This window comes from Arthrobacter sp. TJ-178 (assembly GCF_058269275.1).
Genome location: NZ_JBZCNK010000005.1, coordinates 171,489 through 195,682, shown reverse-complemented (window position 1 = coordinate 195,682; position 24,194 = coordinate 171,489). Strand labels below are relative to the sequence as shown.

The window sequence follows — 24,194 nt, the reverse complement described above, 5'->3', positions numbered from 1 at the left end:
CTCCTGCCATGTTTCACGCATCGAAGCGGACAAACGCCCGCAGCGGCAGCCCGCCGTCGTCGGCGTCTCCGCCCGCCTGCCGGTAGCCGAGAGATTCGTAAAAGGCCTTTTGCCCCGGCTCGGTATCCGTCAGCAGGACTTTCTGCCGCACATGCGCATAGGGCGCCAAAACGAGCTCGACGAGACTCCTGCCGAGCCCGGTGCGCTGGTACCGCGGATCAACCAGGACATCCTGGAGATAACAGATGGAATGACCATCAGAGATAACCCGGGCCAGACCCGCCAGATCGTTCCCGTCGCGGGCCACGGCCAGCAGCGTGGAACCGGCGAGGGCAGCGGCCAGCTTCGGCGGGTCTTCGGTGTACGCGCTCCAGCCCACCGCATCATAAAGCCGCACGACGGCGGCAAGGGGCAGGTCTGATCCGTCGGAGTATTCAAGTTCCATGGCCCCAGCCTAGCGGCGGCTCGGTCAGCCTGACGGGCTGGCGGTATAGGTACCCGCGCTGCGTCGTCATGCGCCTGCGCGGACTCTTCTGCCATAGTTCTCTGTCATGGGGAACGTAACACGGAACGGCAGCGCGCCAGCGGACAGCACGACCAAGACCACCGCGCCTGGAAGACCGCCCGGCCGGGGGACCGGATACCTCCCGGCCAACAAATCGGGCCTGCCGTGGATGCTGGACCCCGCTAGCCCTGAACTGATCCGCCGCCTGCAGGACACGGCTGACGGACCGGACACGCCGGCTTGCTGGCAGGACTACCTCCGTGACGCAGCTGAACTCCGGGACCTGCTGGCGAAGAGGCACATGGCCGTGGTGCTGGATCCGGCGAAAAGACGGCTCACCGACGAGGTGGTGGACCGCTGGGTCAGCTATCTGCGGGAGACCCGTCCGTCCACCCGCGCCGGATGTGCCGGAACCCTTGGCCGGGACCTCGCCCTTGCCCTGCAGGACGGACACCTGCATGTCCGCCACAGTGCGGGTGCCCATTCGGCCCGGAAAGCGCAGCAGGGCTCTGACCCCGGTCCGGCCTGGGAGGCATGGACCAGTATGGGTGTCAGGATCATCCGGGCCCGAAGCCTGGATGGATCCGACGGAGCAGAGCAGGAACTGCTGGCCGGGGCTGCGAACCATGCTGAAGATTTCAGCCACGCGAAAATCCTCGTTGATCTGAGGGGGAACGGGGGTGGCGACGACTCCTATGTCCAGTCCTGGCTGGCGCCGTATGCGCGGCAGTCCGCTCCGGTCTGCAGGGAACGCGGGATGACGCTGATGGACGGCACGCCGCTCATCTTTTGGAATCACTTGGTGTGGCTGCGGCTCACCGGACACGGGGTTCCCGATGCCCTCCGGCAGGGGTCCGCTCCGCCTGCTCGCGACGACGAAATCAGGATCAGTGACAGTGCGGAAACGCCCTGGAACGGCGACGACGGCACCGGGGATCCGGGAGCGGCCGGCACCGCGGGATGGGACGGCCGGATGATGGTAATGATCGACGGCGGCACCGGGTCATCGGGAGAATCCGCGGCGCTGATGCTGCGGGCATCTTTCGGCGCTGCCCTCGTGGGTGCGCCCAGCTACGGCATCATCGATTACGGCAATGCCGGACCGTACATTTTGCCGGCCAGCGGGCTGGAAATTCGCTTGTCCTCCCAGGCCAATGACTGGGGAACTGCCGTGGACTTCAGCGGAATCCAGCCGGACCTTCCGGTGGCCGTGGACCTGCCCGCCGAGTCCCTGGCCGCAGACTTTGACGGTTTGTTCGCCGCGGCCGCACTGAAGCGGTCCACGACGACCGACAGCCTTAGCGGGACGCGGCGGCGTCCTTTTCCTTCTCCACCAGCGGATCCGGATCCAGGAACGCGACGGCGAGCACGGCAGCCGTCTGCTCGATCTGCCATTCACGGGCACCAAGATCACGCAGCGCCGCGCTGATGGACTCCAGATTGATCTGAGCCGGGGGACGCCAGGCGACCCGGCGGAGGGTGTCGGGGGTCAGGAGATTCTCGATGGGCAGATTCAGCTTCTCCGCAAGTGCGGCCAGACGCGGCTTGGCCGTCTGCAGGCGGGCTGCGGCGGCCGGATCGTTCTTGGCCCAGACCCGCGGAGGCGGCGGGGCGTGGGTGGGGATATGCAGGGGCGGCAGGTCGCTCGTGGACCGGGCCGCCGATATGCAGCGCATCCAGCGCGGTGCTTCCTTCTGCGCGGCGCGGCCGTGGAAGCCCGGAGTGCCCAGCAGCTGCGGAACCGTGGTGGGCATGGCCCGTGCGGCAGCGACGATCGCGGAATCAGGAATGAGCCGTCCCGGCGCAGTGTCGCGGTTTTCCGCCAGGTGTTCGCGTTCAGTCCACAGTTCGCGGACGGCGGCGAGCTGGCGCCGGTCACGCAGCTGGTGCATCCCGCTGGTGCGTCGCCACGGGTCCACGCGCGGGGCCGACGGCGGTGCGGTGCGGATCGCTTCGAACTCCTCTTCGGCGAAGGCGAGCTTCCCGGCGTCGTCGAGCACCTTGATCAGTTCCACCCGAAGCTCCGCGAGGACCTCAACGTCCAGGGCGGCGTAGCGCAGCCACGGCTCGGGCAGCGGGCGGGTGGACCAGTCGGCGGCCGAGTGTTCCTTGGCCAGGGTGAAGCCGAGCAGGTTTTCGATGACGGCGGCCAGGCCCACGCGCGGCAGGCCCGCCAGGCGTGCGGCGAGTTCCGTGTCGAAGAGTTTGTCCGGCCACATGCCCAGTTCGGACAGGCAGGGAAGGTCCTGGGTGGCTGCGTGCAGGATCCATTCCACGCCCTTCAACGCATCGTTGATGATGTCCAGGTTGTCGAACGGTTCCGGGTCAATCAGCCAGGTGCCTGAACCTTCGCGGCGGATCTGGACCAGGAAGGCCCGCTGGCCGTAGCGGAAACCGGAGGCGCGTTCGGCGTCGACGGCGGCAGGGCCGGTTCCGGAGGCAAGTGCCTTGGCGGCCCGTTCCAGTCCGCGGGGAGTATCGATGACCAGCGGCACCCCGTCTTTCGGTGCCTCCAGCAGCGGGAGCGCAACGGGCTCGGCGTTCGGGTCGGCGGTTTGGTCAGCGGAAGAGGTGTGCGTGGCGGAGCCGGGTATCTGCGCGGTCATAAGGAGTCCAGTCTATCGAGTCCGGCAGAGCCGTGCTGACAGTCGGTGCCTGCGGGCGGCGTTCTGCGCGGGGTTGGGCACCGGTTTGGTGCCGGAGTTGGGGTGCACAGGGTTAGCTTCGGCGTACCCGCGGGAGGGGAGTGACGCCGTCGGGCAGGGGAGGCAGTCCGGCGAAGGTGCAGACCATGTCCGACCAGGCCTCCAAATGTGCCTGCACATCAGCCGAATCCGGGGTCCAGGAGGCACGCAGCTCAATGTCGATGGCGTCTCCGCGGCCGGCCAGGGTCCCGTAGCTTTCGGAGAGGATGCGGGTGGCAGTTCCGCCGGCATGGGAGTATCCGGCGTTGTGTTCCTGCAGGGCGTCCACAAGCCAGGTCCACGCCACAGAGCCCAGCAGTTCATCGTTGCCCATGTCCGGTTCAAGTTCGGCGCGGATATAGGTGACGATCCGGAAAGTGCCGTTCCAAACGGGGGAGCCTTCGGGGTCGTGCAGGAGGATAAAGCGGCCGGTGGCCAGCTCGGTCTGCTCCGGAATCACGATCCCGGACGGGCCGTGGCCGAGTCCTTCATCGCGCGCAAGCGGTCCGCTCGCCAGGATCTCCGCACCGAGCGACACGGCAAACGGCGCCAGCCGGGCCGGAGCCGGAATCTCGTTCAGATGCAGCTCCGGGCGGCACCGTGCACGCCGCAGGGAACCGAGGGCTTTCAGGAAGTCTGGGGGTACTTGTGATAAGTCACCGATTGCACTCACCTTCGCAGACTACGGGCGCGCGGTTCAGACCACGGGACGGGCTCGCCGCCGTGACCCATTCGTTACCTGTCCAGCGTAGGCCTCGGGGTCTGTCTTTGGGGAAGACTCCAGTCGCCTCGGAGGATTCGGTGCCATAGGCTTTGGGTAGCCTTTAATTGCGTCTCACTGCAGCGCTGTACATATTTATGCGTGAAGACCGGGAGCCCCGTGTCAGCCGCTAGCACGGCAAATATGTGCGTGCGTGCGCGACTGAGTAGGCCAGGGCAAGGGCGATAGAGTCACTGGCGACCTAATGGTACACAGACTGACTATATCGGGCTGTAAGAGTCCCTCCTCAACACGAGGATGAGGTGCTGGATGACTCATCCAGTAGAGCCTTACTTACTAGCTCGAGAGTTCTACAACTGATGGCCTGACACTGCAATATCTTAATCCTAGCAAGTCATTGCCACGAGCCAAAGTCACAATATTCCTCGTTCTTAGATAAATCGATATACAGTGCCGCCTCCCAATAATTTACTCCCCGCGATTGAGCGATCGAATAACCTTCGCTCATGAAATATTTTGAAACCCCCTTGGGTCCCAACGTAAAATGCAATGATTTAATTTTCTGGGAACGGCCGCTTAATAGCTGGATACTCCGCCTACTAAAACGCTCATCCAAATGAAAAGACTCGAAGGCGGAACTGACTTCCAATAAAGTAAAGGGGTGCATTCCTGAAGGATCTTGCACTGAAAACTCGTACTTTACATTAGAACCTGTAATGATGGCGTCAACGAATAAGAATCTGTCTGGCAGTTCACGGCTGAAATAAGGATGACGGTACGACCATCCGGAAGTGAGAAAACTACGATTCAGTTTATGCTTATTGCACTTACCGCATATGGGCACCAAGTTGCTTATATGGATCATGAATTCAGGCCAAACCGAACGCGGAAGAACATGGTCCAGTTCGGCACTCTCGCCAAAGCCGCAATAAGGGCAAACGGGTACAGCGTCAATGAGTAATTGGCGCACGTTCGAGGGATTTATACCTTTATTCCCGAGACGATTGAAACATCGTGTCAATGCATCTTCTAGACCTTGACTAATATTAGACATTGGCAGAATACTTGCACTGCTTCCCTGTTGAGCATCGTATGTGCGGTACGCAGCTAAAATCCGCCTCTCCACGCTTCTGAGATTCGCTAGGTCGACATTGTCGGCCGTGGGGAACATCGACAGAAATAGGGCCTCTGAGTCATATGCAGGCTGCGGTGTCTTCGATAGCATTAGAACTGAATGCCCTCTTGCATCAAAATCGCGCGTGCTTGTCCGCTCAAGCCGTCGGGAAACAAGTCTTCAATCGTAGCTAGGGTCATGTTCGAAGCCATGGCTTGAAGTACCCCTTCATAGGAGCTTTCCATATTGTCCAAGTTGAATACCTCAGAGGTAAGAATCTCCAAGTTTTCTCCATATGTCTCCCGAACGGGTTTTTCAAATCTCCTTACAGTATCGATTCGCCTCAGGACGTGGACACAAGACTTTGGTACTTCTTGGATAACCACTGGAGAGTGGGTCGCAATTACCGCGAACGATGATGTCTTGTCTAGAGCCACTCCTATGCCCTTCATTAGAGCTGCAAGTAGCGGCGGGTGAAGGTGGGATTCAGGTTCATCTATAAGCGCTAATGAGCCTATCCTCATGTGGGTGACCAGCTGCACGATCATAGCCAGCGCGATCTGGTGGCCACTACTTAACAATCTGAAATTCTCTTCCCAAGAACTGTCTTGGAACGAAAAGTCTGTCCCCGACCTCCGGAATGACGGCTCATTGAGAAGCGGCTCAAGAGCCTCATCCAAAGCTTCGTTCCTGGCGCTCGTTGTAATGAGTGAGATTGCCTCACGAAGTTCGCTTAGCCGCTCCGTTTCAGACTTTAGTTCATTAGGTGAAGAAGGGTCATCATGTCGTCGAAGGCCGCAATAGAAGTATCCAAAGGGTTCCTCGTTTGTGTCGTCTTCCGTCGGTTCACGAAAGCCAATCGGTGGAACTCTGAATGTGTCAAAGGCGCTGTATGACACAGCAATAGTGGTTGGAAACCTTTGTAGGCTACCAACGAAGCGTCCGTATGTCTCGGAGATTTCCTTTTCATCGCGGCGCTTAAGCGTTGAAGCAGCAATTTGAGCAATATTCGCTAGTACTGTTGTCTTTCCGACACCGTTGTATCCGATCACTGCGTTTATACGGCCGGGCACAATAGGGCTGCTTGTGAAGTGTAGTGGAAGTGAGGCTCCATCAGGCGTCACATACGTTAGTCCGAGTTCCTGATCTACTGGATCACCGGGTGATATCAAAATGGATGCATTCGCAAGTGCTGCGGCTGCAGACGAGCTCCGAAGTAGAGACTCCTCAAATCCAGGCCTATCAGAAAAACGGTCCCTGATGGCTTGATCGAAAACGACGTCATTCATTGACCGAAGATAAAGGTCGCGAGTTTCCTTGCTGAGATCGTTCAGTTTCTCATAATAGTCAAGCGTTCCTAGCGAGCAAAACTCTACGCCTAGTTGATTAAAGGTGCTAGGCAGCCGTGTAGTAAAAGGCTCATTCGGATAGTCGTAATGGAGGATTTTTACTCCGCCAAGATCGACGGACTGACCAAATGACAAATGTAGAGTTGCGTCAAAGAGCGTTTTGTATCCGAAATCGTCCCATTTGTCGACGATGAGGACAAGACAAGGGTACGTTTGGTTTTGCGCAGGCAAAAATTCCCGGTTTTGTACTATAACAGTCAGTCTTTTCCCACTTTGTTTGGGGGGTGTAAGCACGTGGCCTGTCTTTCTGGTCTGGGATCACTTCAGCGTTTTAGTAGGACGATAGACTTAGAGATCGACGAGTAGTCTGAAACTTCGTATTTGTAGCTCAGTATCGGCAGTGTCGTGAAAGTCTAAGTTTAGTTCGCCAGACCTCAGGACCGGCATTAGCTGTGTCACGAGTCCCCTGGAACGTCGGGATCCGCAGCAACCTCGCGGGCAATTGCTTCGGCGAAGGCGTCGACGTCGGCTTCGGACGTGTCAAAGGTGCACATCCAGCGCACCTCACCCGTGGCCTGGTCCCAGTCGTAGAAGCGGAAGGCGGTGCGCAGGCGGTCGGCAACTCCTGCCGGGAGCTTCGCGAACACGGCGTTGGACTCGGTGGGCTGGGTGAGCTCCACGCCGTCGATCTTCTCCACGGCCGCACGCAGCCGCTGCGCCATCGCGTTGGCATGCGAGGCCGAGCGCAGCCACAGGTCGTTCTCATACAGGGTGACGAACTGGGCGGAAATGAAACGCATCTTGGAGGCCAGCTGCATGTTCATCTTGCGCAGGTAATCCAGGCCGGGGGAGGCCTCCGGATTCAGCGAGACAATGCACTCGCCGTACATCATGCCGTTCTTGGTGCCGCCCAGGGACAGGATGTCTACGCCGGCGTCGGTGGTCATCGCACCCATGCCCACGCCGAGCGCCGCAGCGGCGTTGCCCAGCCGGGCGCCGTCCATGTGCAGGAGCATGCCGTGCTTGTGGCAGTGCTCCGCGATGGCGGTAATTTCCTCCACGGTGTACAGGGTGCCGAGCTCCGTGGACTGGGTGATGGACACGGCCAGCGGCTGGGCGCGGTGCTCATCTCCCCAACCCCAGGCCTCCTGGTCGATCAGCTCGGGCGTCAGCTTGCCGTCCGCGGCGGGGATCTGCAGCAGCTTCATGCCGCCGATCCGCTCCGGTGCACCGTTCTCGTCCACGTTGATGTGGGCGGTGGAGGCGCAGATGACGGCACCCCAGCGCGGCAGCAGGGACTGCAGGGCGGTGACGTTGGCGCCGGTGCCGTTGAAGACCGGGAAGGCACGCATCTGGCTGCCGAAGTGCGCGGACAGGACCTCGCGCAGCTTGGCCGTGTACACGTCTTCGCCGTAGGCCACCTGGTGGCCCTGGTTGGCGGCGGTCAGCGCATCCAGGATTTCGGGGTGCACTCCGGAGTAGTTGTCGGAGGCAAACGCGCGGATGGATATGTCATGCAGGGGGGAAATGTTGGTCACAGTGTCCAGTATCTCTTACGGGGTGTTCGGTTTTGTCCGGGCAGTGCCGGAGTGTGCAGGCGGTCCGGCGCAGCCAGTGCAGCTCAGCGCTGCGGAACCAGCGAGATGCGCTGTCCGTTCAGCTGCGCGGCATCCTGGCCAAAGAGGCCGACGGCGGCATCGGCCAGGGTCTGTACGTCGGTGTAGGTGCTGAAGTCCCGGTCCGGCTCGGCCGCGCGCATGGAGTCGTCCACGAGGGCTTTGACCACAAACACGACGGCGGCCGAGTGCTGCGGCTGCGGGTTCTCCTTGGCGCCGGACTGGGCCCGGCGGAACCCCTGCGCGATGGCCTGGACCCAGGCCTCGGCCGCGGCCTTGGCTGCCGCATATCCGGCACCGCCGGCGGTGGGGGATTCCACGGCGGTGGAGGACACAATGGCCAGCCGGCCGTCGTCGGACGCGGCCAGCTGGTCATAAAAGCTGCGGCTGACGTTGCGCAGCGTCTGCAGGATGTTGGTCTGCAGGAAGTCCCAGTCATCTTCCTTCTGTCCGGTGATGCCGCCGCCGCCGCGCCAGCCGCCCACCAGATGGATCAGGCCGTCGATGCCGCCGTACATCTCCTGCAGATCCTGAGACAGTGCGTCCACGTCGCCGGGACGGGACAGATCGCAGGTGCGAAGGTCCGCGTCGAACAGGTCGAAGAGGGTGTTTTCCAGCCGGGCGGCGTCGCGGCCCACTGCCACCACCTTGGCCCCGGCGGCTTCCAGTGCCTTGCAGACCGCCACGCCGGAGGGCGAGGCGGCGCCGGCCACGAGGACGGTGCGTCCGCGGACGGAGGACGCGGTAACAGATCCTGCGGCCGGCTCAGTGCTCATTTACTTTGAACTCCCTGTAATTCCCGAGGTGGACTCGATGACCGGAGCCATCTTCTTGGACAGCGCTTCGTAGAACATGGACAGCGGAAATTCGTCGTCCAGGACCTGGTCGGTGAGCCCGCGCGGCGGGCCGTCCAGCGGCAGGGCGTCCGGGCCCTTGGCCCAAACGGAGGCCGGGTTGGGCGTCAGTGTGGCGGACACCAGATCGTAGGCGGCAAACCAGTGGGCGGTCTTCGGCCGGTCGATGGAGCGCCAGTACAGTTCCTCAATGTTTGCACCCAGGCGGACAACGACGTCGGCCACGTCTTCCCAGTCGATGCTCAGCTTGCCGTCGGTCCAGTGCAGGACGTGGTTCTGGTGCATCCAGGCGAACAGGAGCTGGCCGCCGAGGCCGTCATAGTTGCGCACCCGGCTGCCTGTAATGGCGAACCGGAAGATCCGGTCAAAAATCACCGCGTACTGGACCAGCGTGGCATGTTTGCGAGCTTCGGGGGAAGCGTCCTCGTCCTTTTCGATCTTCACGGCTTCACGGAAAGCAGTGAGGTCGCAACGCAGTTCCTCCAGGGAGTAGAGGAAGTACGGCATGCGCTGCTTGATCATGAACGGATCAAAGGGAAGATCGCCGCGCATGTGGGTGCGGTCATGGATGAGATCCCACATGACAAAGGTGTCCTGGGCCAGTTTCTGGTCATCCAGCAGGGCGGCGGCGTCCTCGGGCAGCTGCAGGGAGGTGATCTCCGCTGCGGCACGCAGCACGCGTCGGAACCGGGCAGCCTCGCGGTCGGCAAAGATGGCGCCCCAGGTGAAGCTGGGGGTTTCGCGGACGGCCACGGTTTCGGGGAACAGCACGGCGGAGTTGGTGTCATAGCCGGGGGTGAAATCGAGGAACCGGATCGGGACAAAAAGCTTGTTGGAGTACTCGCCGGCTTCCAGCTCGCTGACGAACTCCGGCCATACCACTTCGATCAGCACGGCTTCCACGTAGCGGTTGGTGGAACCGTTCTGCGTGTACATCGGGAACAGGACCAGGTGCTGCAGTCCGTCCGTGCGGTCCAGCTGCGGGGAGAATGCGAGCAGGGAGTCCAGGAAATCCGGTTCGCCCAGTCCGTCGGCAACCCAGCGCTCAAGGTCGCTGACCAGCAGGCGGAGGTATTCGGCGTCGTGCTCAAAAGCGGGAGCCAGAGCCTGGACGGCGGCGGCAATGACGGAAATGAAATCTTCCGCTGCACTGCGGTTTTCCGGGTCGACCGAGCCGTTCTTGTTCTGCAGCGGCTGCAGGTCGGTGGCGGCCTGCTTTAGCGCCTGCCAGGCCTCGGAGGTTTCCGGTGCAGTGCCGGCGGGAACGGCGGCAAAATCCGGGCGGGAAAGCGAGGGGAACGCGTGGACAGACATGGCTGCGACCTTCCAGAGGGAGGCCGCCCCGAAGCAGTGGAGCGGCAGTGAAGTATTGCGAAGAGCATACTCACGAAAAACTAACGCTTACGCTGTTTCGGGGTAGAGGTAAGCATTCCTTATGCTCGGGGTTCCCGGTCAGGGCCGTGACCGTAACGTGTGCTGCGGGTCACAGGCGTATTAGGAGGAGGAAGAGGGCTGCAGATCAACCGTGCCGTCCCCGATGACAACCTGCTGCCCCGGACACACCCGTTCGCTGAGGACAGTCTCCTGGCCGGAAGGGAACTGAACGCTGATGTCATCCTCGCTGCAGCCGTAATCCAGGATCACCACTCCGCCGTCGGCATCGACGGTGAATTCCTGGTCCCCGGTGGAGACCGTCACGGCCTCAGGGCCCTCGTTGCTGAACTCGAGGTCGCCGTCGGCGCTGCACCCAGTGAGGGCACCGGCCAGCGCCACCACGAAGAGCACGGTTCCCGCGAGCTGCTTTATCTGTCTCATTGCGTCCTCCGCCGGCTCGTATGTCGCTTTCGTCAGCGAGCCTATACGGGGCGGTCCGTTTTGGTGCGGCACGCCGGTCACAGCCCACACTTCGTCAGACATCACCTCACGCGACACCATGTCTCACGGCCGTCTGGCGTGCTCGGTCCACATGCCGAAGGACACCCCGGTTGGATCTCGAAAAATGCCGAACCACCGATCGTCGGCACCCAAAGCAACCCGGGATCGCTCTATCAGGCCGCCGAGCGCAGCAACACGGTCGAGTGCTGACTCAAGATCATCGACAGCCACATACAATCGTGGTCCTGCAGACGGAGGAGATGCCGCCGGTTCGGCCCGTTGAAGCCCACCGATTCCGCGATCGCCTGCCTTGATGATCCAGTAGTCCGCACCCAACTCGGTGTCCCCGAAGGCAGGCTCAAAAGACCAACCTGACAGCGCCGCATGAAACTCCTGAAAGAGCTCCGGATCGGTCGTCTCGACTTCCCACCAAACAACCTTGTCCATGGGCTCATGCTATGGAAAAGCAATCAGGCCACGTTTAGCAACACGCCCTAGTAGCTCCGGCTGTTGGGGGATTCGGTGCCGATGACGCTCAGCGACACTTCGGGGTGGTTCTTTTCCACGCGCCGCAGTGCCCAGACGTCGTTGAACAGCGCCAGGAACGCACCGTCGGTGCGCTGCAGCACTTCGGCGCCGTGCACGTTGGAGAGGATCTCCGCTGCGTCAGGCGTGGTGAGCCGTGCCAGCGAGTAGGAGAGCTGCTCGTAGCGCATGGGGGCGTTGAAGTCCTGCGTCATGCGGTCCTCCACCACCTCGAACTGCATCGGGCCGACGGCGGCCAGCACCGGAGCCTGATCTCCGCGCCGGTCCGAGCGCAGCACCTGGATGATGCCTTCGTGCTCCAGCTGGTCGATCCCGCGCCGGAACTGCTTGTAGCGGCTGGGGTCCTTGGACCGGGCCACGCGGAAGTGTTCCGGGCTGAAGAACGGAATGGGCGGGTACTCCACCGGCTCCTCAACGTACAGACTGTCGCCCACGCGCAGGGCCGAAGCGTTTACCAGCCCGACGACGTCGCCCGGGTAGGCCTGGTCGATCACTTCGCGTTCACGGCCGAACAGGTGCTGGGCGTACTTGGTGGCGAAGGTCTTGCCGGTGTTGGAATGCGTGACCACCATTCCGCGCTCAAAGATGCCGGAGCAGACACGGATGAAGGCAACGTGGTCGCGGTGGGCCTTGTTCATGCCGGCCTGGACCTTGAAGACGAACCCGGAGAACGGGGCCTCGACCGGGCGGAGTCCGCCGTCCTTGTCTTCGCGCGGTCCGGCGGAGGGCGCCAGATCCACCAGTGCGTCCAGGATTTGCTTCACGCCGAAGTTCAGTGCGGCGGAGGAGAACAGGATGGGAGTGGCCTTGGCGGCCAGGAACGCATCGCGGTCAAACTCGCGGCCGTCGATGACCAGCTCGGCTTCGCCCAGGGAGTCTTCCCACACGTCGCCTTCGCGGGCGAGGGCGTCTTCGGGGCTGAGGTGTTCTTCCTTGGCCAGGGAGGCGCCGGAGTTCTGCCGTTCAAAGTGGACGTATTCGTCCTTCTGCAGGTCCCAGACACCGCGGAAATCCCCGGCGATGCCCACGGCCCAGGTCAGCGGCATGGGGGTGAGCCCGGTGCGTTCGGTGATCTCATCCATCAGGGCCAGCGGATCCAGTCCGGGACGGTCCCACTTGTTGATCACGGTGATGATCGGCAGGTTGCGGGCGCGGCACACCTCGAAGAGCTTCATGGTCTGGGTTTCCAGGCCCTTGGCTGCATCCACCAGCATGACGGCGCAGTCAACGGCGGCCAGCACACGGTAGGTGTCCTCGGAGAAGTCGGCGTGGCCCGGAGTGTCCAGCAGGTTGATTACAGTGTCGCGGTACGCGAACTGCAGGGCCGTCGAGCTGATCGAGATGCCGCGGTCCTTTTCCATCTGCATCCAGTCGGAAACCGTCTCGCGGCGGTTTTCCTTGCCGTTGGTGGCACCGGCGGTGCCGATTACGCGGGCGTGCAGGGCCAGCGCTTCGGTGAGCGTGGACTTACCGGCGTCGGGGTGTGAGATCACCGCAAAGGTGCGTCGCCGGGAGGACTCCCGGGCGATGGCCTGATTCGCCGATTTGCCGGCCGGGCTGGTGGTGGCGCTGACGGTGGGCTGAACCTGTAAGGACACTCCGCTGCTTTCACGTGTGGTGGGTAGGTGGCCGCGGGGGTTGGACACTCGCGGCGGTGCTGCCAGTGATGGCAGCCTTTCCATTCTAGCCGGTGCGGGGCCGGGGCCCGACGGCGCAGCTCGCGGCAGCTTGCCGGCGCGCATACCGGCAGTCGGGTGCCGCCGTCGCCGTCGTCCTTTACTGTGGGGGGAAAGCAGCAGCTCTTACGACGACGAAAGGCCTGTTCCATGGCTGAAGCATTCATTATCGACGCAGTGCGCACCCCGGTGGGCCGGCGCAACGGCGGTTTGAGCACCATTCACCCGGCCGACATGGCCGCCCATGTGATTGCCGAGACCGTCCGGCGCACCGGAATCGATTCAGCGGAGTTTGACGAGGTCATCCTCGGCGCCATCGACCAGGTGGGTCCGCAGGCCATGGATATTGCGCGCACCTCCTGGCTGGCGGCCGGGCTGTCCGAACGGGTTCCCGGCACCACGGTGGAGCGCCAGTGCGGTTCCGGACAGCAGGCGGTGTCCTATGCCGCGCAGGCCGTCATGAGCGGCACCAGCGATCTGGTCCTGGCCGGCGGAGTGCAGAGCATGTCCTCAATTCCCATCGGCTACGCCAACACCGCTGCCCGCGAGCTCGGGTTCCCGAATCCCTTCGCCGGGTCCGCCGGCTGGGCCGAGCGCTACGGGGACCAGCAGGTCTCCCAGTTCATCGGGGCGGAAATGATGGTGGACAAGTGGGGCCTGACCCGCTCCGAGATGGAGGACTTCGCCGTCGAATCCCATGTCCGGGCGCTCGCCGCCCAGGCCCAGGGCCGCTTTGACCGGGAGATCCTGCCGCTGAACGGCCTCAGCGCGGACGAAGGCCCGCGGGAACCGAACCGCGCCAAGATCGAGTCCCTGGCTCCGCTGTCCGACGGCGGCCGTCTCACCGCTGCCACGTCGTCGCAGATTTCGGACGCCGCTGCGGTGCTGCTGCTCGCGTCCGAGGACGCTGTGCGCCGGTACGGCCTCAAGCCGCGGGCACGCATCCATTCCATCTCGGCCCGCGGCGACGACCCCATCATGATGCTCAGCGCGCCCATCGAAGCCACGCGGCACGCCCTGGGCAGGACAGGCATCAGCCTGGACGACATTGACCTGCTGGAAATCAACGAAGCCTTCGCCTCCGTGGTGCTGGCCTGGCAGCGCGAACTCGATGTGGACCTGGACAAGGTCAACGTCAACGGCGGCGGTATTTCCCTGGGGCATCCCATTGGTGCCACCGGTGCGCGGATCATGACCACCCTGCTGCATGAACTCGAGCGCACCGGTGGACGCTACGGTTTGCAGACCATGTGCGAAGGCGGCGGCCAGGCCAACGTCACCATCATTGAACGCCTCGATGAGAGCTTCCGGCTGTAGGGCAGATTCTCCGGCCGGGGTTAGTATGGGGCGCATGAACCTTTGCCCCATGAGCTGGTGGCGGCTGCACTAGGCAGCCGGTTCATTCATCATGTCCGCGGGCTGCACGGCAGCCCGCGACGCGTTCCTTCTCCGCTGTCCGCAGCGCTGTGCAGCCCTCCACGCTCAGTTAGAGGAATAGCCATGAATTCATTTGCCGCTGCGGAACAGCGTTCCCGACAGCTTTCGCAGACCATCCTGCAATCGCCCCGGGACTATCGGGTCCTCACCGGTGAACGCCCCACCGGCTTCCTGCATCTCGGTCACTTTTTCGGAAGCATCGTGGAGCGGATCAGGCTCCAGCGCGCCGGGGTGGAAGCCTTTCTGGTGCTTGCCGACTATCAGGTGATTACGGACCGCGATTCCCTGCCGCGGGTGCGCGAGTACGTCTACAGTGCCGTTCTCGATTATCTTGCCGCCGGGATGGATCCGGACCGGACGACGATCTTCACCCATTCGTCGGTTCCGGCACTGAACCAGCTGATGCTGCCGTTCCTCAGCCTGGTCACTGAAGCAGAGCTGCACCGCAATCCCACGGTGAAGTCGGAGCTGGCTGCCTCCGGGCGGGCGCTGAGCGGGCTCCTGCTGACCTATCCCGTGCATCAGGCTGCGGACATTCTGTTCTGCAAAGGAAACCTGGTGCCGGTGGGGAAGGACAACCTGCCGCACGTTGAAATGACGCGCGTCATTGCGCGCCGCTTCAACGAACGGTACGGCAGGGTTTTTCCGGAGCCGGAGGCTTTGATCACCTCTGCTCCCGAGGTGCCGGGGCTGGACGGGCGCAAGATGTCCAAAAGCTACGGCAACGCGATTTCGCTGGGGATGTCTGCTGACGAAACAGCGCAGGTCATTCGCCGAACTCCCACTGATTCGGAGCGCCGCATCAGTTTTGACCCCGCGTCGCGTCCCGGAGTGTCAGCCCTGCTCTCCACTGCAGCCCTGTGTCTGGGGCAGACGCCGGAGGAGGTGGCGGAAAGCATCGGGGACGCCGGCAGCGGGGCGCTCAAGAAAAGAACAACGGAGGCGGTCAACGGCTTCCTTGCCGGCCACCGCGAGCGGCGGGCTGAGCTGGCCAAAGACCCGGGTTTCATCGGGAAGATTCTGCAGCAGGGCAATGATCGGGCCAATCAGGTGGCCGAGCAAACCCTGGATGAGGTTCGGACGGCGATGGGCACGCGCTACGAGTGAGAGCGTCGTGCCATCACCGGACCGGTCCGAGAGCCGGCATGGCACCCGCATGGCAGAAAGGGAGACCGCCATCACCGATGACGGTCTCCCTTTCCGGCGTGGTCCTGTCCGGAGAATCCGATCTTCTTGACGCGTTCTCCTTTAGGGGCAGGTGTCCAGCGGGGTGGCTTCGCTGACGTTGAACGGTGCACGCGCATCAAAGATCAGCGGAATGAGAGTCTTGGCGGGCTGGGCCATGGTGACAATGGCTCCGTCCCTGTTTCTCTTCCACGTAATGCCGTGCAGTTCCAGAACCGGCCGCAGATCCGTCAACTGAGTGGCGGAGAGCTGGTAACCGCACATCGGGTGGGGCTCTGCACCGTCAGGGGTGGTGGGCAGCATGTCATCCTGGCCGTCGAAGTACACAACACCGGAGCGTTCGGCACCGGCCTGGGCAGCCTTGCTCGCGGCATCGACTGATGCCTGCGCCAGGGTCTGCCGGTTCTCGATGAGCATGGAGACCGAGCCCACGGCACTGTCATACTGACCCGCCACGCGGCGCCGGTTGAGCAGCGTCACGTCGCTTTCTTCCTCCGGGGTCACAGCATCGCTGGCGGTTTCGGTCAACTGGCCCGTGATGTGCCGGAGACCAGCGTAGTTGCGGAGGATCCTGCCCTGCCCGTCGCCGGCGATCTGCTGGAAGGGAACACCGTCCTTGACCAGTTGTCCGTAGATGCCCGTGGTGTAGCCGTCGGATGCGACCTGCGCCAGGGAATAGTCATTCACCATGGTCTTGGAGAGATCGTGAATCTGCGGATCCACGTTGCGGTTGCGCGGCCACAACGCCAGCACCTGTGAGTCATAAAACTCCCTTGGGCCGAATTCGTGCAGGTCATTGAGGACATCCGGCTTCCAGTCACGCATGACCTTGGCCAGGGCGCGGGCTTCGGGTGTGGAGAGTGCAAGGAAATCGCGGTTGATATCAACACCGGCAGCATTGCCGCGGGTGTCGGCCTGCCACCCGTCAGGATTAATGGTGGTGAACAGCACCGTGGTTTCTTTCAGCAGGCGGATCCAGGAAGGATTTGTCGTAGTAGACATGTCCCGTGCCAGCTGCATGCAGCCTTCCCTGCCGGAAGGCTCATCACCGTGAATGGAGCAGTTGAAGAGAATCACGGATCCTTTAGCGGCCTCGGAAACGGGTTTGGGCTCCGGATATCCGACTGACACCATTTGAATCGGCTGTTTGGCCCCCGAGGTTCCGATCCGTTCCACCTTGACCCGTGGACTGCTGTCGTCGAGCTGCTGGTTGAACTTCCGGGCTTCAGCCACTGACGTCCATGCCGCGCCGTTGCTGATCTCGAACGGCGTCCTGAGGTCCTGGACCTTCGCAGCCGTTGCCCGGACCGAGGTGTCCTGGATGCTGGTGGGGGCTTCCTCCAAGGTCCTCTTCAGCTCATCCGCGGAGGTATCCGACAGGGATGTCACACCGGCTACGGTCCGTGGCACGGCAGATGTCACCGGTGCATGTCCGGAGGTGAGCAGGGCGCCTGATAATGAGGTGACGCAAATTAATAACGCTGAGCGTTTGAAATGCATTCGATTATCCCCTTTGCGAGTGATGCCATCGCATTCGCAAACGGTGAGTGCACCGCGCCATGCGATGCGCTCAACCTGCCATAACGCCGGAGCAGTTTTGGAGGATGGCTCACTAAAAGACGAATTCTCAGGGCCAACATGGCGCCGGAGGTCGTTGAGGATTACTGTTCCGATTTGGAGCCGGAAATCCGAACACCCGGAACCGTTCCCGCCAATCTTCTGTTTGCAATGAGCTGCACCGCCGAATCGGCACACCAGGCCGCGGCAACGCCGGCCGCGTAGGCGGGCAGATCCCAGGGGTTGAACGTTGTTCCGAACACCAGACGCAGCGGCGGCCACTCAAGGGCCCACTGCGCGGGCCAGGGGGTGAGCTGGAACAGCTCGACCAGGACGCAGAGCACGACGGCGGCAGCGGCCACTGCAGAGCAGCGAGCCCGGGGTGCCGCAAATGCCAGCAGAAGGTAGATCAGCACCGCGTACAGGATTCCGCCCGCGGCATCTCCGGCGGATCCGGCAAGGGCGACGCGTGCCCAGAGTCCTGCGCCCACTACTGTGACGGCCGCTCCGGCCAGCAGGAGCCGGCGGGAGGTCACGGAGCGGTCCGGGAAGGACGCTCGTCGGAGGGAGGACATGGTCGCAATCTACCCCAGAGGTTCAGCACCAACGGTTTGTCGGGTGAGAGCGGGGTGCAGACAAATGGACCGGCTGCTGGCGGTTACCTGAATGAGGAAAGCCGGATCAGCACAATAATCAGATCAGCCCGGCTGACCAGCGCAGCCGCAGGCTCTCCTCCAGCTCCTGTTCCGCGATCTTCCGGCCAATCTCCGCCAGCTGTTCGTGAAGCAGCGGAATCCACCTGTTCTCCACGGCGCGCTGCCGGGTGCGGGTGGCCACCAGTTCACGGGTCACCAGTTGCAGGGCCCGTTCGGCGCTCGCCGCCGCCACGGCTGCCTGCAGGGCGTCCCGATGCGTGGCGCCGGCGTAGGCGAGGGCTGAACTTCCGCCCGTCGGTGCGGCAGCGGGCAGGACGCATTCAGCACCCTGGGGATAGGAAATGCCCATGGCCCCTCCCCATTGCACCTGTACGGTTGCGGGCGTATCCGGTGCGGCTTCACTGATCCGGTCCGAGCCGTCGAGCCCGGCAGCCCGCTGCAGCCACACCGCCGCCAGGGCTGCCTGCTCCTGCCAGGCCAGCCGCGCGGCGTCGGCCTCGCCCTGCAGCCCTTCAATGGCGCGCTGCAGGATGCGCTGTTTGCGGTCCAGCAGTTCAGCTCCGCGGGTGGCGGTGGCCAGGCGGCGTTCAATGTCGGCCTTGTCCGCCCGGCTGCCGCTGCTGCGGAACCCGCTCACGACGCGTCCGCGCTCACCGGGCATCACCCTCGGGACCGGGCAGGTACTTGTCCAGGAACTCGTTGGACAGCATGTTCAGTTCCCGGCGCGGCAGCAGCGACAGCGCCCGCCAGGCCCGGTCCATGGTTTCCTCGAAGGTCCGCAGCTCGTCCCGGCCCTGGTTCAGCAGGTCGTGCTCCACCACGTTGCGGAACTTGATGTAGGCATTGTCGGTTTCACTCAGTGCCGCCGTTCCCACCAGCTCCGCCAGTTCCGCTGCAGATCTTGCGCGGGCCATGGCGGAGAGGATCTGCGCCGCGACGTCCAGATGGTCTTCCCGGGTGCGGCCCTTTCCGGCACCGCTGCGCATCAGGCGGGACAGGGAGGAGAGCTCATCGACCGGAGGATAAATGCCGCGCGCATCGATGTCCGGTTCCAGCACAATCTGCCCTTCGGTGATGTATCCGGTGAGGTCCGGAACGGGATGAGTGATGTCCCCGGCCGGCATGGTCAGCACCGGCACAATGGTGACGGAACCTTCCCGGCCCTGCACCCGGCCGCAGCGCTCATACAGCGTGGCCAGGTCGCTGTACAGATACCCCGGATAACCCCGGCGGGCAGGGATTTCCCGGCGTGCGGCGGAGACTTCACGGACGGCTTCGGCGTAGCTGGTCATGTCCGACATGATCACCAATACGTCGGAGTCATGGTCGTAGGCCAGGGACTCGGCCACGGTCAGGGCAATCCGGGGAGTAAGGATGCGTTCGATCACGGGATCATCCGCTGCATTCAGCAGCAGCACCAGCTCCCCGGCAGCGGAGCGTTCCTCCAGCCGGTCGCGGATGAAGGCGATGTCCGCGTGCGTCATGCCCATGGCGGCGAACACCACGCGGAACGCCCGGCCCGCGGAGGTGGCCGCCTGGGCGGCGATCTGCGTGGCCAGGGTCAGGTGCGGCAGGCCCGGCACGGAGAAGATGGGGAGCTTTTGTCCGCGCACCAGCGTGGTCAGGGCATCGATCGCGGAGACCCCCGTGATGACCGGATCCTTGGGCGGTTCACGGAACACCGGGTTCAACGGCCAGCCGCCCACGGGGGCCGAGGTCTCCGCGGTAACCGGCGGCCCGCCGTCGAGCGGCTCACCGCGTCCGTTGCACACCCTGCCCAGCCAGCCGGTGCCGGTGGGAACTGCCAGCGGCCGCCCGGAGAAACGGACCTCGATGCCGCCCAGCGACATGCCCTCGGTGCCTTCCAGGATCTGCAGCGTGGTCTCATCCCCGTCCACTTCCAGCACCAGCCCGTGGCGGTCCGGCTGCCCTGCCACGGAAACGGCGGCGAACTCGTCCCAGCCCACTCCGGCGGCGTCGCCCAGGACCAGCAGGGGCCCGCGCAGTTCTCGCACGCCGCTGTGGCCCACCCGGGGGACTGCAGTGCCGTCAGGTTCCGCCATGTGCGCCTCCAGGTGAGTTCGCGGCCGTTTCTGCCGGCCCGTCCAGCTGCTGCAGTTCGCGCAGGAACGCGCGTCCCCGCGCCACGACGCCGTCGGCATCGGTGGGACCGGTGTCCTCACGCAGCCTCAAAATCGGGGTGAAGTCAACGCGTTCGACGTCGGCAGGCGGCACCCCGCGCGCCACCAGGGCCTGGCAGACGTCCACCACCTCCAGCACAATCTGCAGCAGGGCGGAGCCCTTTTCGGCGGAGGAGTAGCCGTCATTGGGGCTGAGGGCGTTCTGCAGCAGGACACCGTCGCGTATCAGGCGCCCGCCCAGCAGCACCATCTGCTCATGCCCGGGCAGGGACGTGGTGCCGATGATGTCGGCCAGCGCGGTCAGCCGGTCCGCCTCGGAAAGCAGCAGGGTGGCGGAGGCACGCCGCTGGGCCCAGAGCGGATCCCCGTGTGCTGCGTGCCAGAGGGCCAGTGCCTCCGCATCCCGGGAGAAGGAACCGCGCCAGCTGACGGCAGGGTAGTGCCGGGAGTAGGCCAGATCACGGTCCAGCACCCAGAGGGAACGCACAAAGCGCTGGGTGTCTGTGGTCACCGGTTCGCTCATGTCTCCGCCGGGAGGGGAGACCGCACCAATGACGGTGACCGACGCCGTCGCCCCGCCCAGGGTGCGCACCCGCGCCGCCCGCTCGTAGAACGCCGCAAGCTCACTGGCCAGGGAGGCGGGATAGCCTTCTTCGGCGGGGAGATCTCCGTTGCGGTTGGCGAACTCGCGCAGCGCTTCGGCCCAGCGGGAGGTGGAGTCCGCAATGACCACGGCGTCGTACCCCATGTCCCGGAAGAACTCGGCTACCGTGACCCCGGTGGCAATGGAGGCTTCACGCGCCATCATGGGCATGTTGGACGTGTTGGCAATGATCACTGTCCGGTCTATGAGCTTCCCGCCGGTCCGGGGGTCCTCCAGGTCGGAGAGCCCGTCCAGCACGTCCGCCATCTCGTTGCCGCGCTCGCCGCAGCCCACATAGACAATGACATCGGCGTCGGACCATTTGGCGATCTGCTGCAGGGTCAGGGTCTTGCCCGTTCCGAAGCCGCCCGGCACGGCAGCTGCGGAACCCCGGGGGAGGGGAAAGAGCAGATCGAGCACGCGCTGGCCCGTCTGCAGGGGCACGGCCTCGCTCAGGCGCTCGCCGAAGGGCCGCGGGCTGTGCACGGGCCACTGCTGTGCGAGCGGCACGTCCACTCCGCCCACCCGGGCCACGGGATCCAGCGGACGCACCGGGCCGTCGGCCAGCCACTGAACTTCCCCTCCAATGTTCGGCGGCAGCAGGACCCGGAACTCCACCGTCCCCGCGGCCGGCACTGTGCCCAGAACCTGCCCCGGCTGCACCGTGTCGCCCACGGAGACCGACGGCGTGAACCCCCATTCGGTTCCCAGCACCGTTGGATCTTCTGCGGAGGCCTGGCGATCCTGGGTCAGCCACAGGGGTGCGGAGGACAGCGGCCGGAGCAAACCGTCAAACACCGTCCCCAGCAGCCCCGGGCCCAGCAGACCGGAGAGCTGGCGTCCGGTGCGCTCCACGGGGTCACCGGCTTTGAGTCCGCCGGTGTACTCGTACGCCTGAAGGGTGGCATCCGCACCGTTGATGGCAACGGCCTGGGCGGAAATCCGGTCAGGCCCCACGGCAACAACTTCCAGCATGGAAAGACCCGGCAGCCCGGTGACCTCCACAAGGGGGCCGCTGACCCGCGTGATGGTCCCCGTGCCGGATGCGGAACTGTTGCCGGAAGCGGAGCTGCTGCCCGAGGCGCTCACTCGTCGGTCCATAACCGGCTCACCTCCCCGGCACGGTTCTCCAGGGCCTGTTCAGCCAGCGCCGGCAGCGACAGGTCCAAATGCCGTGAACCGGCCGATCCGGTCACACCGCCCTTGTAGCTTTCCGTCACCGAAGCCAGCGGCCCCAGGATCGCGTCCGCCCGCTCCGTCAGGAGCCGGAGCATCTGGGGATAGCGGGGGTCGCTGCGCAGCTGGCCGGCTTGTTCCATGACGCTGCGGATGAGTTCGGTGCGCAGCGCTTCCTGCTGTGCCAGGACAGTGCGGCGTGCCTGCCGGCGGATGCGTGCCGATCGCCCGGCCGCTTCAGTGCGTGCTGCCTCGCTGCCCTGACGCACAGCTTCCTGCCGGATTTGTTCTGCCTCGGCCCGGGCCGAGGCGAGAATCTCGGCGCTTTGCCGCCGCGCGTCGTCGGCGTCGCCCCGGGCCTGCATTTCGGCACCGCGGCGCAGGGCGTAACGCACCGGTTCCAGAGCGGCATCCGACCCCGCTGGCAACCGGCTCATCAGGGCAGCACCGCTGACAGGGGTGCTGCCGGGTCATCGCGTTCCGCGGTGAGCACGCCCGCGGCCGCCGGTGTCAGGATTACTGCCGCCACGGTGTCCGGCAGGCTGCGCCACGCGGCACGCACCTGGACGGCGTCAGACGCCGGATACAGGACGGCGCCGGCCAGCTGAAATCCCTGAAGCAGCGCCGGTTCGCCGAGTGCGGCCACGGTGCCGGGGCTGGTCATGCCTGCCCAATCAGGATGATGGAAATGATCAGCCCGTAGATGGCGATGCCTTCGGCCAGACCCACCACCACCATCGCCCGGCCGAAGATCTCGGGCCGTTCACTCATGGCGGCCAGAGCAGCGGAGCCGGTGTAGGCCACTGCAATGGCGGCACCAATCGAGGAGCCGGCGACGGCGATCGCGGCCCCGATCAGCGCGGCACCGCTGCTGTCGCTTCCCTCAGTGGCCGCAGCGACGGCGGTGGATGCGGCGCCGCCGTCGCCCACCCCTGCGGAGGCCGGGGCGGCATTCAACGCGGCCGCGAACAGGGCCAGCGCTCCGGCCATCAGCAGTGCGTTCACGCCGAGCAGCGCCTTGATGCCGGTGCGCCTGTTGCGGCGCATCAGCATCACCGCTCCGGCCATCAGCGCGATAACGAGGACGAGGACCAGCGGAAGGCCGGCAAACCAGGGATTCATGGGAGGTGCCTTTCAGCCGGAGACGGGGAAGCTTGCTGTGCCTGTAACGGTTGGGCGGAGGCCGCCGGGAGGGGCGTCCGCGGCTGTTCGCCGGTGTCGGGATGCCATGGCTGGAAACGTCGGCCCTCTTCCTGGAACACGCGGGAGAACAGCTCGTAATACTCCAGCCGCAGAGCCTGGATGCCGGCCACCAGTCCTTCCAACGCGAAGGTGAGAATGTTGCCGACGATGAAAACCAGGATGGCCAAAACCGCCCGCCAGTCCGGTGCCCAGAGAGCTGTGGTCGCCTGCCATACCACCATCAGGAGGGCGGCGTGCGTAAGGCCAAAGGCCGCCAGGCGGGCGAAGGACACCAAGTTGGAGCCGAGCTGCACCACGGAGTCCACCAGTTCGACGCTGGCCTGCAGCCCGCCCGTGGCTCCGCCTCCGGACTCGGTGAAGAGGCCGATGAACATGAGCACCAGGGCAATCAGTGCGGCCACGGCCGCGATGACGAGGATGCCTGCATTGGAAGCCAGCAGCCCCCATGCCAGCAGGCCCACCGCAGCGAACAACAGTGCTCCGGCCAGGCCGGAGCGGGCGTACAGTGCGTAGGCCCAGCCGCCCTCACGGACCCGGTTGATGGTGCCCAGAGTGTAGGAGCCGGCCAGCAGGACCGCGCCCAGCACCACGGCCGCGATCATCAGCGGGATCGGTTCTTCCAGGGGCTCCAGCCACAGCACCGGGATCACGCCGGTGGGTCCGAAAAACTCACCGTAGAGGAAGCCGAAGAAGACGGCGGCCACCCCGGCCCCGGTAATGAACAGCCAGGTCCGGCGGAACCGTTCCAGCCACGGCACCTTCAGGAACCGGATCAGCAGTCCGGCAATCACCAGCAGGGCTCCCTGCCCGGCGTCGCCGAACATCACGCCGAACATCACCACGTAGGCGACGCCGGCAATCCTGGCCGGGTCCAGATCCGCGTACGGAACGGTGGTGTAGGTGTCCACGAGCAGGCGGGACAGCACCGGCACCTGGCGGCGTTTTCTGTCGTCGCCGGTCAGCAGGGTGGGCGGCTGCACGCCGCGCGGGCGCCGGAGCACGACGGCGGAGGCTCCGTGCGGTTCCAGCGCCGCCTGCAGTTGGGGCAGTTCGCGGGACGGTGACCAGCCCACCAGGGCGGCCACAGGGCCGTGGACGACGGCGGCTTCCGCTGCCCGGTCGATCTCCTCCGGGCCTGTTCCCGCCTCGTACGGCAGGTCAAGTTCCACTGCATCGGTGCGCGCCACATCAACCAGCATGCTGTGCTGTGCCTCCAGCGGCGCCACCAGGGCAATGCGTTCCATCCGCACAGGGCT

22 protein-coding genes and 1 pseudogene are annotated in these 24,194 nt (G+C 64.2%); 3 read left to right on the top strand and 20 right to left on the bottom strand.

Annotated elements, in window-relative coordinates; all coding sequences use genetic code 11:
- Positions 1-13 precede the first annotated feature (13 nt).
- Entirely contained in the window at positions 14-445 is a 432-nt protein-coding gene (locus tag AC4D2Q_RS14650) for a GNAT family N-acetyltransferase (RefSeq protein WP_490947239.1), read from the bottom strand.
- A gap of 106 nt (positions 446-551) precedes the next feature.
- Here AC4D2Q_RS14650 and AC4D2Q_RS14645 point away from each other — a divergent pair.
- Positions 552-1,700: pseudogene (locus AC4D2Q_RS14645) on the top strand (S41 family peptidase); the annotation flags it as partial.
- A gap of 103 nt (positions 1,701-1,803) precedes the next feature.
- Here AC4D2Q_RS14645 and AC4D2Q_RS14640 read toward each other — a convergent pair.
- From AC4D2Q_RS14640 to AC4D2Q_RS14595, 10 genes are all read right to left on the bottom strand, one after another.
- Entirely contained in the window at positions 1,804-3,111 is a 1,308-nt protein-coding gene (locus AC4D2Q_RS14640) for an HRDC domain-containing protein (protein ID WP_490947238.1), read from the bottom strand.
- Positions 3,112-3,223: 112 nt separating this feature from the next.
- Positions 3,224-3,853 carry a DUF3000 domain-containing protein gene (locus AC4D2Q_RS14635; RefSeq protein WP_490925988.1) on the bottom strand — a complete coding sequence of 210 codons (630 nt, stop codon included), beginning with the start codon at positions 3,851-3,853 and terminating at the stop codon, positions 3,224-3,226.
- A 451-nt stretch (positions 3,854-4,304) separates the two neighbouring features.
- Positions 4,305-4,964, bottom strand: coding sequence for an HNH endonuclease (locus tag AC4D2Q_RS14630; RefSeq protein WP_490947237.1), 660 nt, complete (start codon positions 4,962-4,964; stop codon positions 4,305-4,307).
- 170 nt (positions 4,965-5,134) lie between these two features.
- Positions 5,135-6,313 carry an AAA family ATPase gene (locus AC4D2Q_RS14625; protein ID WP_490947236.1) on the bottom strand — a complete coding sequence of 393 codons (1,179 nt, stop codon included), beginning with the start codon at positions 6,311-6,313 and terminating at the stop codon, positions 5,135-5,137.
- A gap of 515 nt (positions 6,314-6,828) precedes the next feature.
- The gene (locus tag AC4D2Q_RS14620) at positions 6,829-7,911 is read right to left on the bottom strand and encodes a threonine aldolase family protein (protein ID WP_490947235.1); all 1,083 of its coding nucleotides are present in this window, start codon (positions 7,909-7,911) and stop codon (positions 6,829-6,831) included.
- Positions 7,912-7,994: 83 nt separating this feature from the next.
- A complete protein-coding gene (locus AC4D2Q_RS14615; protein ID WP_490947234.1) occupies positions 7,995-8,765 on the bottom strand; it encodes an SDR family NAD(P)-dependent oxidoreductase in 771 nt (256 codons plus the stop codon).
- The gene (locus AC4D2Q_RS14610) at positions 8,766-10,157 is read right to left on the bottom strand and encodes a DUF6421 family protein (protein WP_490947233.1); all 1,392 of its coding nucleotides are present in this window, start codon (positions 10,155-10,157) and stop codon (positions 8,766-8,768) included.
- Between the two features lie 180 nt (positions 10,158-10,337).
- Positions 10,338-10,658: a hypothetical protein gene (locus AC4D2Q_RS14605; protein ID WP_490947232.1), complete on the bottom strand. Its 321-nt coding sequence runs from the start codon at positions 10,656-10,658 to the stop codon at positions 10,338-10,340.
- 123 nt (positions 10,659-10,781) lie between these two features.
- Positions 10,782-11,165 carry a VOC family protein gene (locus AC4D2Q_RS14600; protein ID WP_490947231.1) on the bottom strand — a complete coding sequence of 128 codons (384 nt, stop codon included), beginning with the start codon at positions 11,163-11,165 and terminating at the stop codon, positions 10,782-10,784.
- Positions 11,166-11,212: 47 nt separating this feature from the next.
- Positions 11,213-12,793 (bottom strand): peptide chain release factor 3, encoded by a 1,581-nt coding sequence (locus tag AC4D2Q_RS14595; protein WP_490947375.1) that lies wholly within the window; start codon positions 12,791-12,793, stop codon positions 11,213-11,215.
- Positions 12,794-13,090: 297 nt separating this feature from the next.
- Between AC4D2Q_RS14595 and AC4D2Q_RS14590 the strand changes: the two genes are divergently transcribed.
- Positions 13,091-14,257 carry an acetyl-CoA C-acetyltransferase gene (locus AC4D2Q_RS14590; protein WP_490947230.1) on the top strand — a complete coding sequence of 389 codons (1,167 nt, stop codon included), beginning with the start codon at positions 13,091-13,093 and terminating at the stop codon, positions 14,255-14,257.
- A gap of 183 nt (positions 14,258-14,440) precedes the next feature.
- The gene (gene trpS, locus AC4D2Q_RS14585; protein WP_490947229.1) at positions 14,441-15,484 is read left to right on the top strand and encodes a tryptophan--tRNA ligase; all 1,044 of its coding nucleotides are present in this window, start codon (positions 14,441-14,443) and stop codon (positions 15,482-15,484) included.
- A 141-nt stretch (positions 15,485-15,625) separates the two neighbouring features.
- Here trpS and AC4D2Q_RS14580 read toward each other — a convergent pair whose 3' ends face one another.
- The 9 genes from AC4D2Q_RS14580 to AC4D2Q_RS14540 all read right to left on the bottom strand — a co-directional run bounded on the left by AC4D2Q_RS14580 (position 15,626) and on the right by AC4D2Q_RS14540 (position 24,182).
- Positions 15,626-16,951, bottom strand: a complete 1,326-nt coding sequence (locus AC4D2Q_RS14580) for a M14 family zinc carboxypeptidase (RefSeq protein WP_490947228.1) — start codon at positions 16,949-16,951, stop codon at positions 15,626-15,628.
- Between the two features lie 272 nt (positions 16,952-17,223).
- Positions 17,224-17,694, bottom strand: a complete 471-nt coding sequence (locus AC4D2Q_RS14575) for a DUF2809 domain-containing protein (RefSeq protein ID WP_490947227.1) — start codon at positions 17,692-17,694, stop codon at positions 17,224-17,226.
- A gap of 118 nt (positions 17,695-17,812) precedes the next feature.
- The gene (locus tag AC4D2Q_RS14570; protein WP_490947226.1) at positions 17,813-18,412 is read right to left on the bottom strand and encodes a V-type ATP synthase subunit D; all 600 of its coding nucleotides are present in this window, start codon (positions 18,410-18,412) and stop codon (positions 17,813-17,815) included.
- Between the two features lie 13 nt (positions 18,413-18,425).
- Entirely contained in the window at positions 18,426-19,838 is a 1,413-nt protein-coding gene (locus tag AC4D2Q_RS14565; protein WP_490925064.1) for a V-type ATP synthase subunit B, read from the bottom strand.
- Entirely contained in the window at positions 19,825-21,660 is a 1,836-nt protein-coding gene (locus AC4D2Q_RS14560; protein ID WP_490947225.1) for a V-type ATP synthase subunit A, read from the bottom strand. Before AC4D2Q_RS14560 ends, AC4D2Q_RS14565 begins: the two co-directional genes overlap by 14 nt.
- Positions 21,645-22,172: a hypothetical protein gene (locus AC4D2Q_RS14555; protein WP_490947224.1), complete on the bottom strand. Its 528-nt coding sequence runs from the start codon at positions 22,170-22,172 to the stop codon at positions 21,645-21,647. The genes AC4D2Q_RS14560 and AC4D2Q_RS14555 overlap by 16 nt, the downstream gene beginning before the upstream one ends.
- The gene (locus AC4D2Q_RS14550) at positions 22,172-22,399 is read right to left on the bottom strand and encodes a hypothetical protein (RefSeq protein WP_490947223.1); all 228 of its coding nucleotides are present in this window, start codon (positions 22,397-22,399) and stop codon (positions 22,172-22,174) included. The genes AC4D2Q_RS14555 and AC4D2Q_RS14550 overlap by 1 nt, the downstream gene beginning before the upstream one ends.
- Positions 22,396-22,857: an ATP synthase subunit C gene (locus tag AC4D2Q_RS14545; protein WP_400932619.1), complete on the bottom strand. Its 462-nt coding sequence runs from the start codon at positions 22,855-22,857 to the stop codon at positions 22,396-22,398. Before AC4D2Q_RS14545 ends, AC4D2Q_RS14550 begins: the two co-directional genes overlap by 4 nt.
- Positions 22,854-24,182: a V-type ATPase 116kDa subunit family protein gene (locus tag AC4D2Q_RS14540; RefSeq protein WP_490947222.1), complete on the bottom strand. Its 1,329-nt coding sequence runs from the start codon at positions 24,180-24,182 to the stop codon at positions 22,854-22,856. The genes AC4D2Q_RS14545 and AC4D2Q_RS14540 overlap by 4 nt, the downstream gene beginning before the upstream one ends.
- Positions 24,183-24,194 lie beyond the last annotated feature (12 nt).

What these genes read in the sequence shown, in the direction of transcription:
- AC4D2Q_RS14650 (WP_490947239.1), bottom strand. Translation starts at nt 445, where the DNA reads ATGGAACTTGAATACTCCGACGGATCAGACCTGCCCCTTGCCGCCGTC.
- AC4D2Q_RS14640 (WP_490947238.1), bottom strand. Translation starts at nt 3,111, where the DNA reads ATGACCGCGCAGATACCCGGCTCCGCCACGCACACCTCTTCCGCTGAC.
- AC4D2Q_RS14630 (WP_490947237.1), bottom strand. Translation starts at nt 4,964, where the DNA reads ATGTCTAATATTAGTCAAGGTCTAGAAGATGCATTGACACGATGTTTC.
- AC4D2Q_RS14625 (WP_490947236.1), bottom strand. Translation starts at nt 6,313, where the DNA reads ATGAATGACGTCGTTTTCGATCAAGCCATCAGGGACCGTTTTTCTGAT.
- AC4D2Q_RS14615 (WP_490947234.1), bottom strand. Translation starts at nt 8,765, where the DNA reads ATGAGCACTGAGCCGGCCGCAGGATCTGTTACCGCGTCCTCCGTCCGC.
- AC4D2Q_RS14610 (WP_490947233.1), bottom strand. Translation starts at nt 10,157, where the DNA reads ATGTCTGTCCACGCGTTCCCCTCGCTTTCCCGCCCGGATTTTGCCGCC.
- AC4D2Q_RS14605 (WP_490947232.1), bottom strand. Translation starts at nt 10,658, where the DNA reads ATGAGACAGATAAAGCAGCTCGCGGGAACCGTGCTCTTCGTGGTGGCG.
- AC4D2Q_RS14600 (WP_490947231.1), bottom strand. Translation starts at nt 11,165, where the DNA reads ATGGACAAGGTTGTTTGGTGGGAAGTCGAGACGACCGATCCGGAGCTC.
- AC4D2Q_RS14590 (WP_490947230.1), top strand. Translation starts at nt 13,091, where the DNA reads ATGGCTGAAGCATTCATTATCGACGCAGTGCGCACCCCGGTGGGCCGG.
- trpS (WP_490947229.1), top strand. Translation starts at nt 14,441, where the DNA reads ATGAATTCATTTGCCGCTGCGGAACAGCGTTCCCGACAGCTTTCGCAG.
- AC4D2Q_RS14575 (WP_490947227.1), bottom strand. Translation starts at nt 17,694, where the DNA reads ATGTCCTCCCTCCGACGAGCGTCCTTCCCGGACCGCTCCGTGACCTCC.
- AC4D2Q_RS14565 (WP_490925064.1), bottom strand. Translation starts at nt 19,838, where the DNA reads ATGGCGGAACCTGACGGCACTGCAGTCCCCCGGGTGGGCCACAGCGGC.
- AC4D2Q_RS14560 (WP_490947225.1), bottom strand. Translation starts at nt 21,660, where the DNA reads ATGGACCGACGAGTGAGCGCCTCGGGCAGCAGCTCCGCTTCCGGCAAC.
- AC4D2Q_RS14555 (WP_490947224.1), bottom strand. Translation starts at nt 22,172, where the DNA reads ATGAGCCGGTTGCCAGCGGGGTCGGATGCCGCTCTGGAACCGGTGCGT.
- AC4D2Q_RS14550 (WP_490947223.1), bottom strand. Translation starts at nt 22,399, where the DNA reads ATGACCAGCCCCGGCACCGTGGCCGCACTCGGCGAACCGGCGCTGCTT.
- AC4D2Q_RS14545 (WP_400932619.1), bottom strand. Translation starts at nt 22,857, where the DNA reads ATGAATCCCTGGTTTGCCGGCCTTCCGCTGGTCCTCGTCCTCGTTATC.
- AC4D2Q_RS14540 (WP_490947222.1), bottom strand. Translation starts at nt 24,182, where the DNA reads ATGGAACGCATTGCCCTGGTGGCGCCGCTGGAGGCACAGCACAGCATG.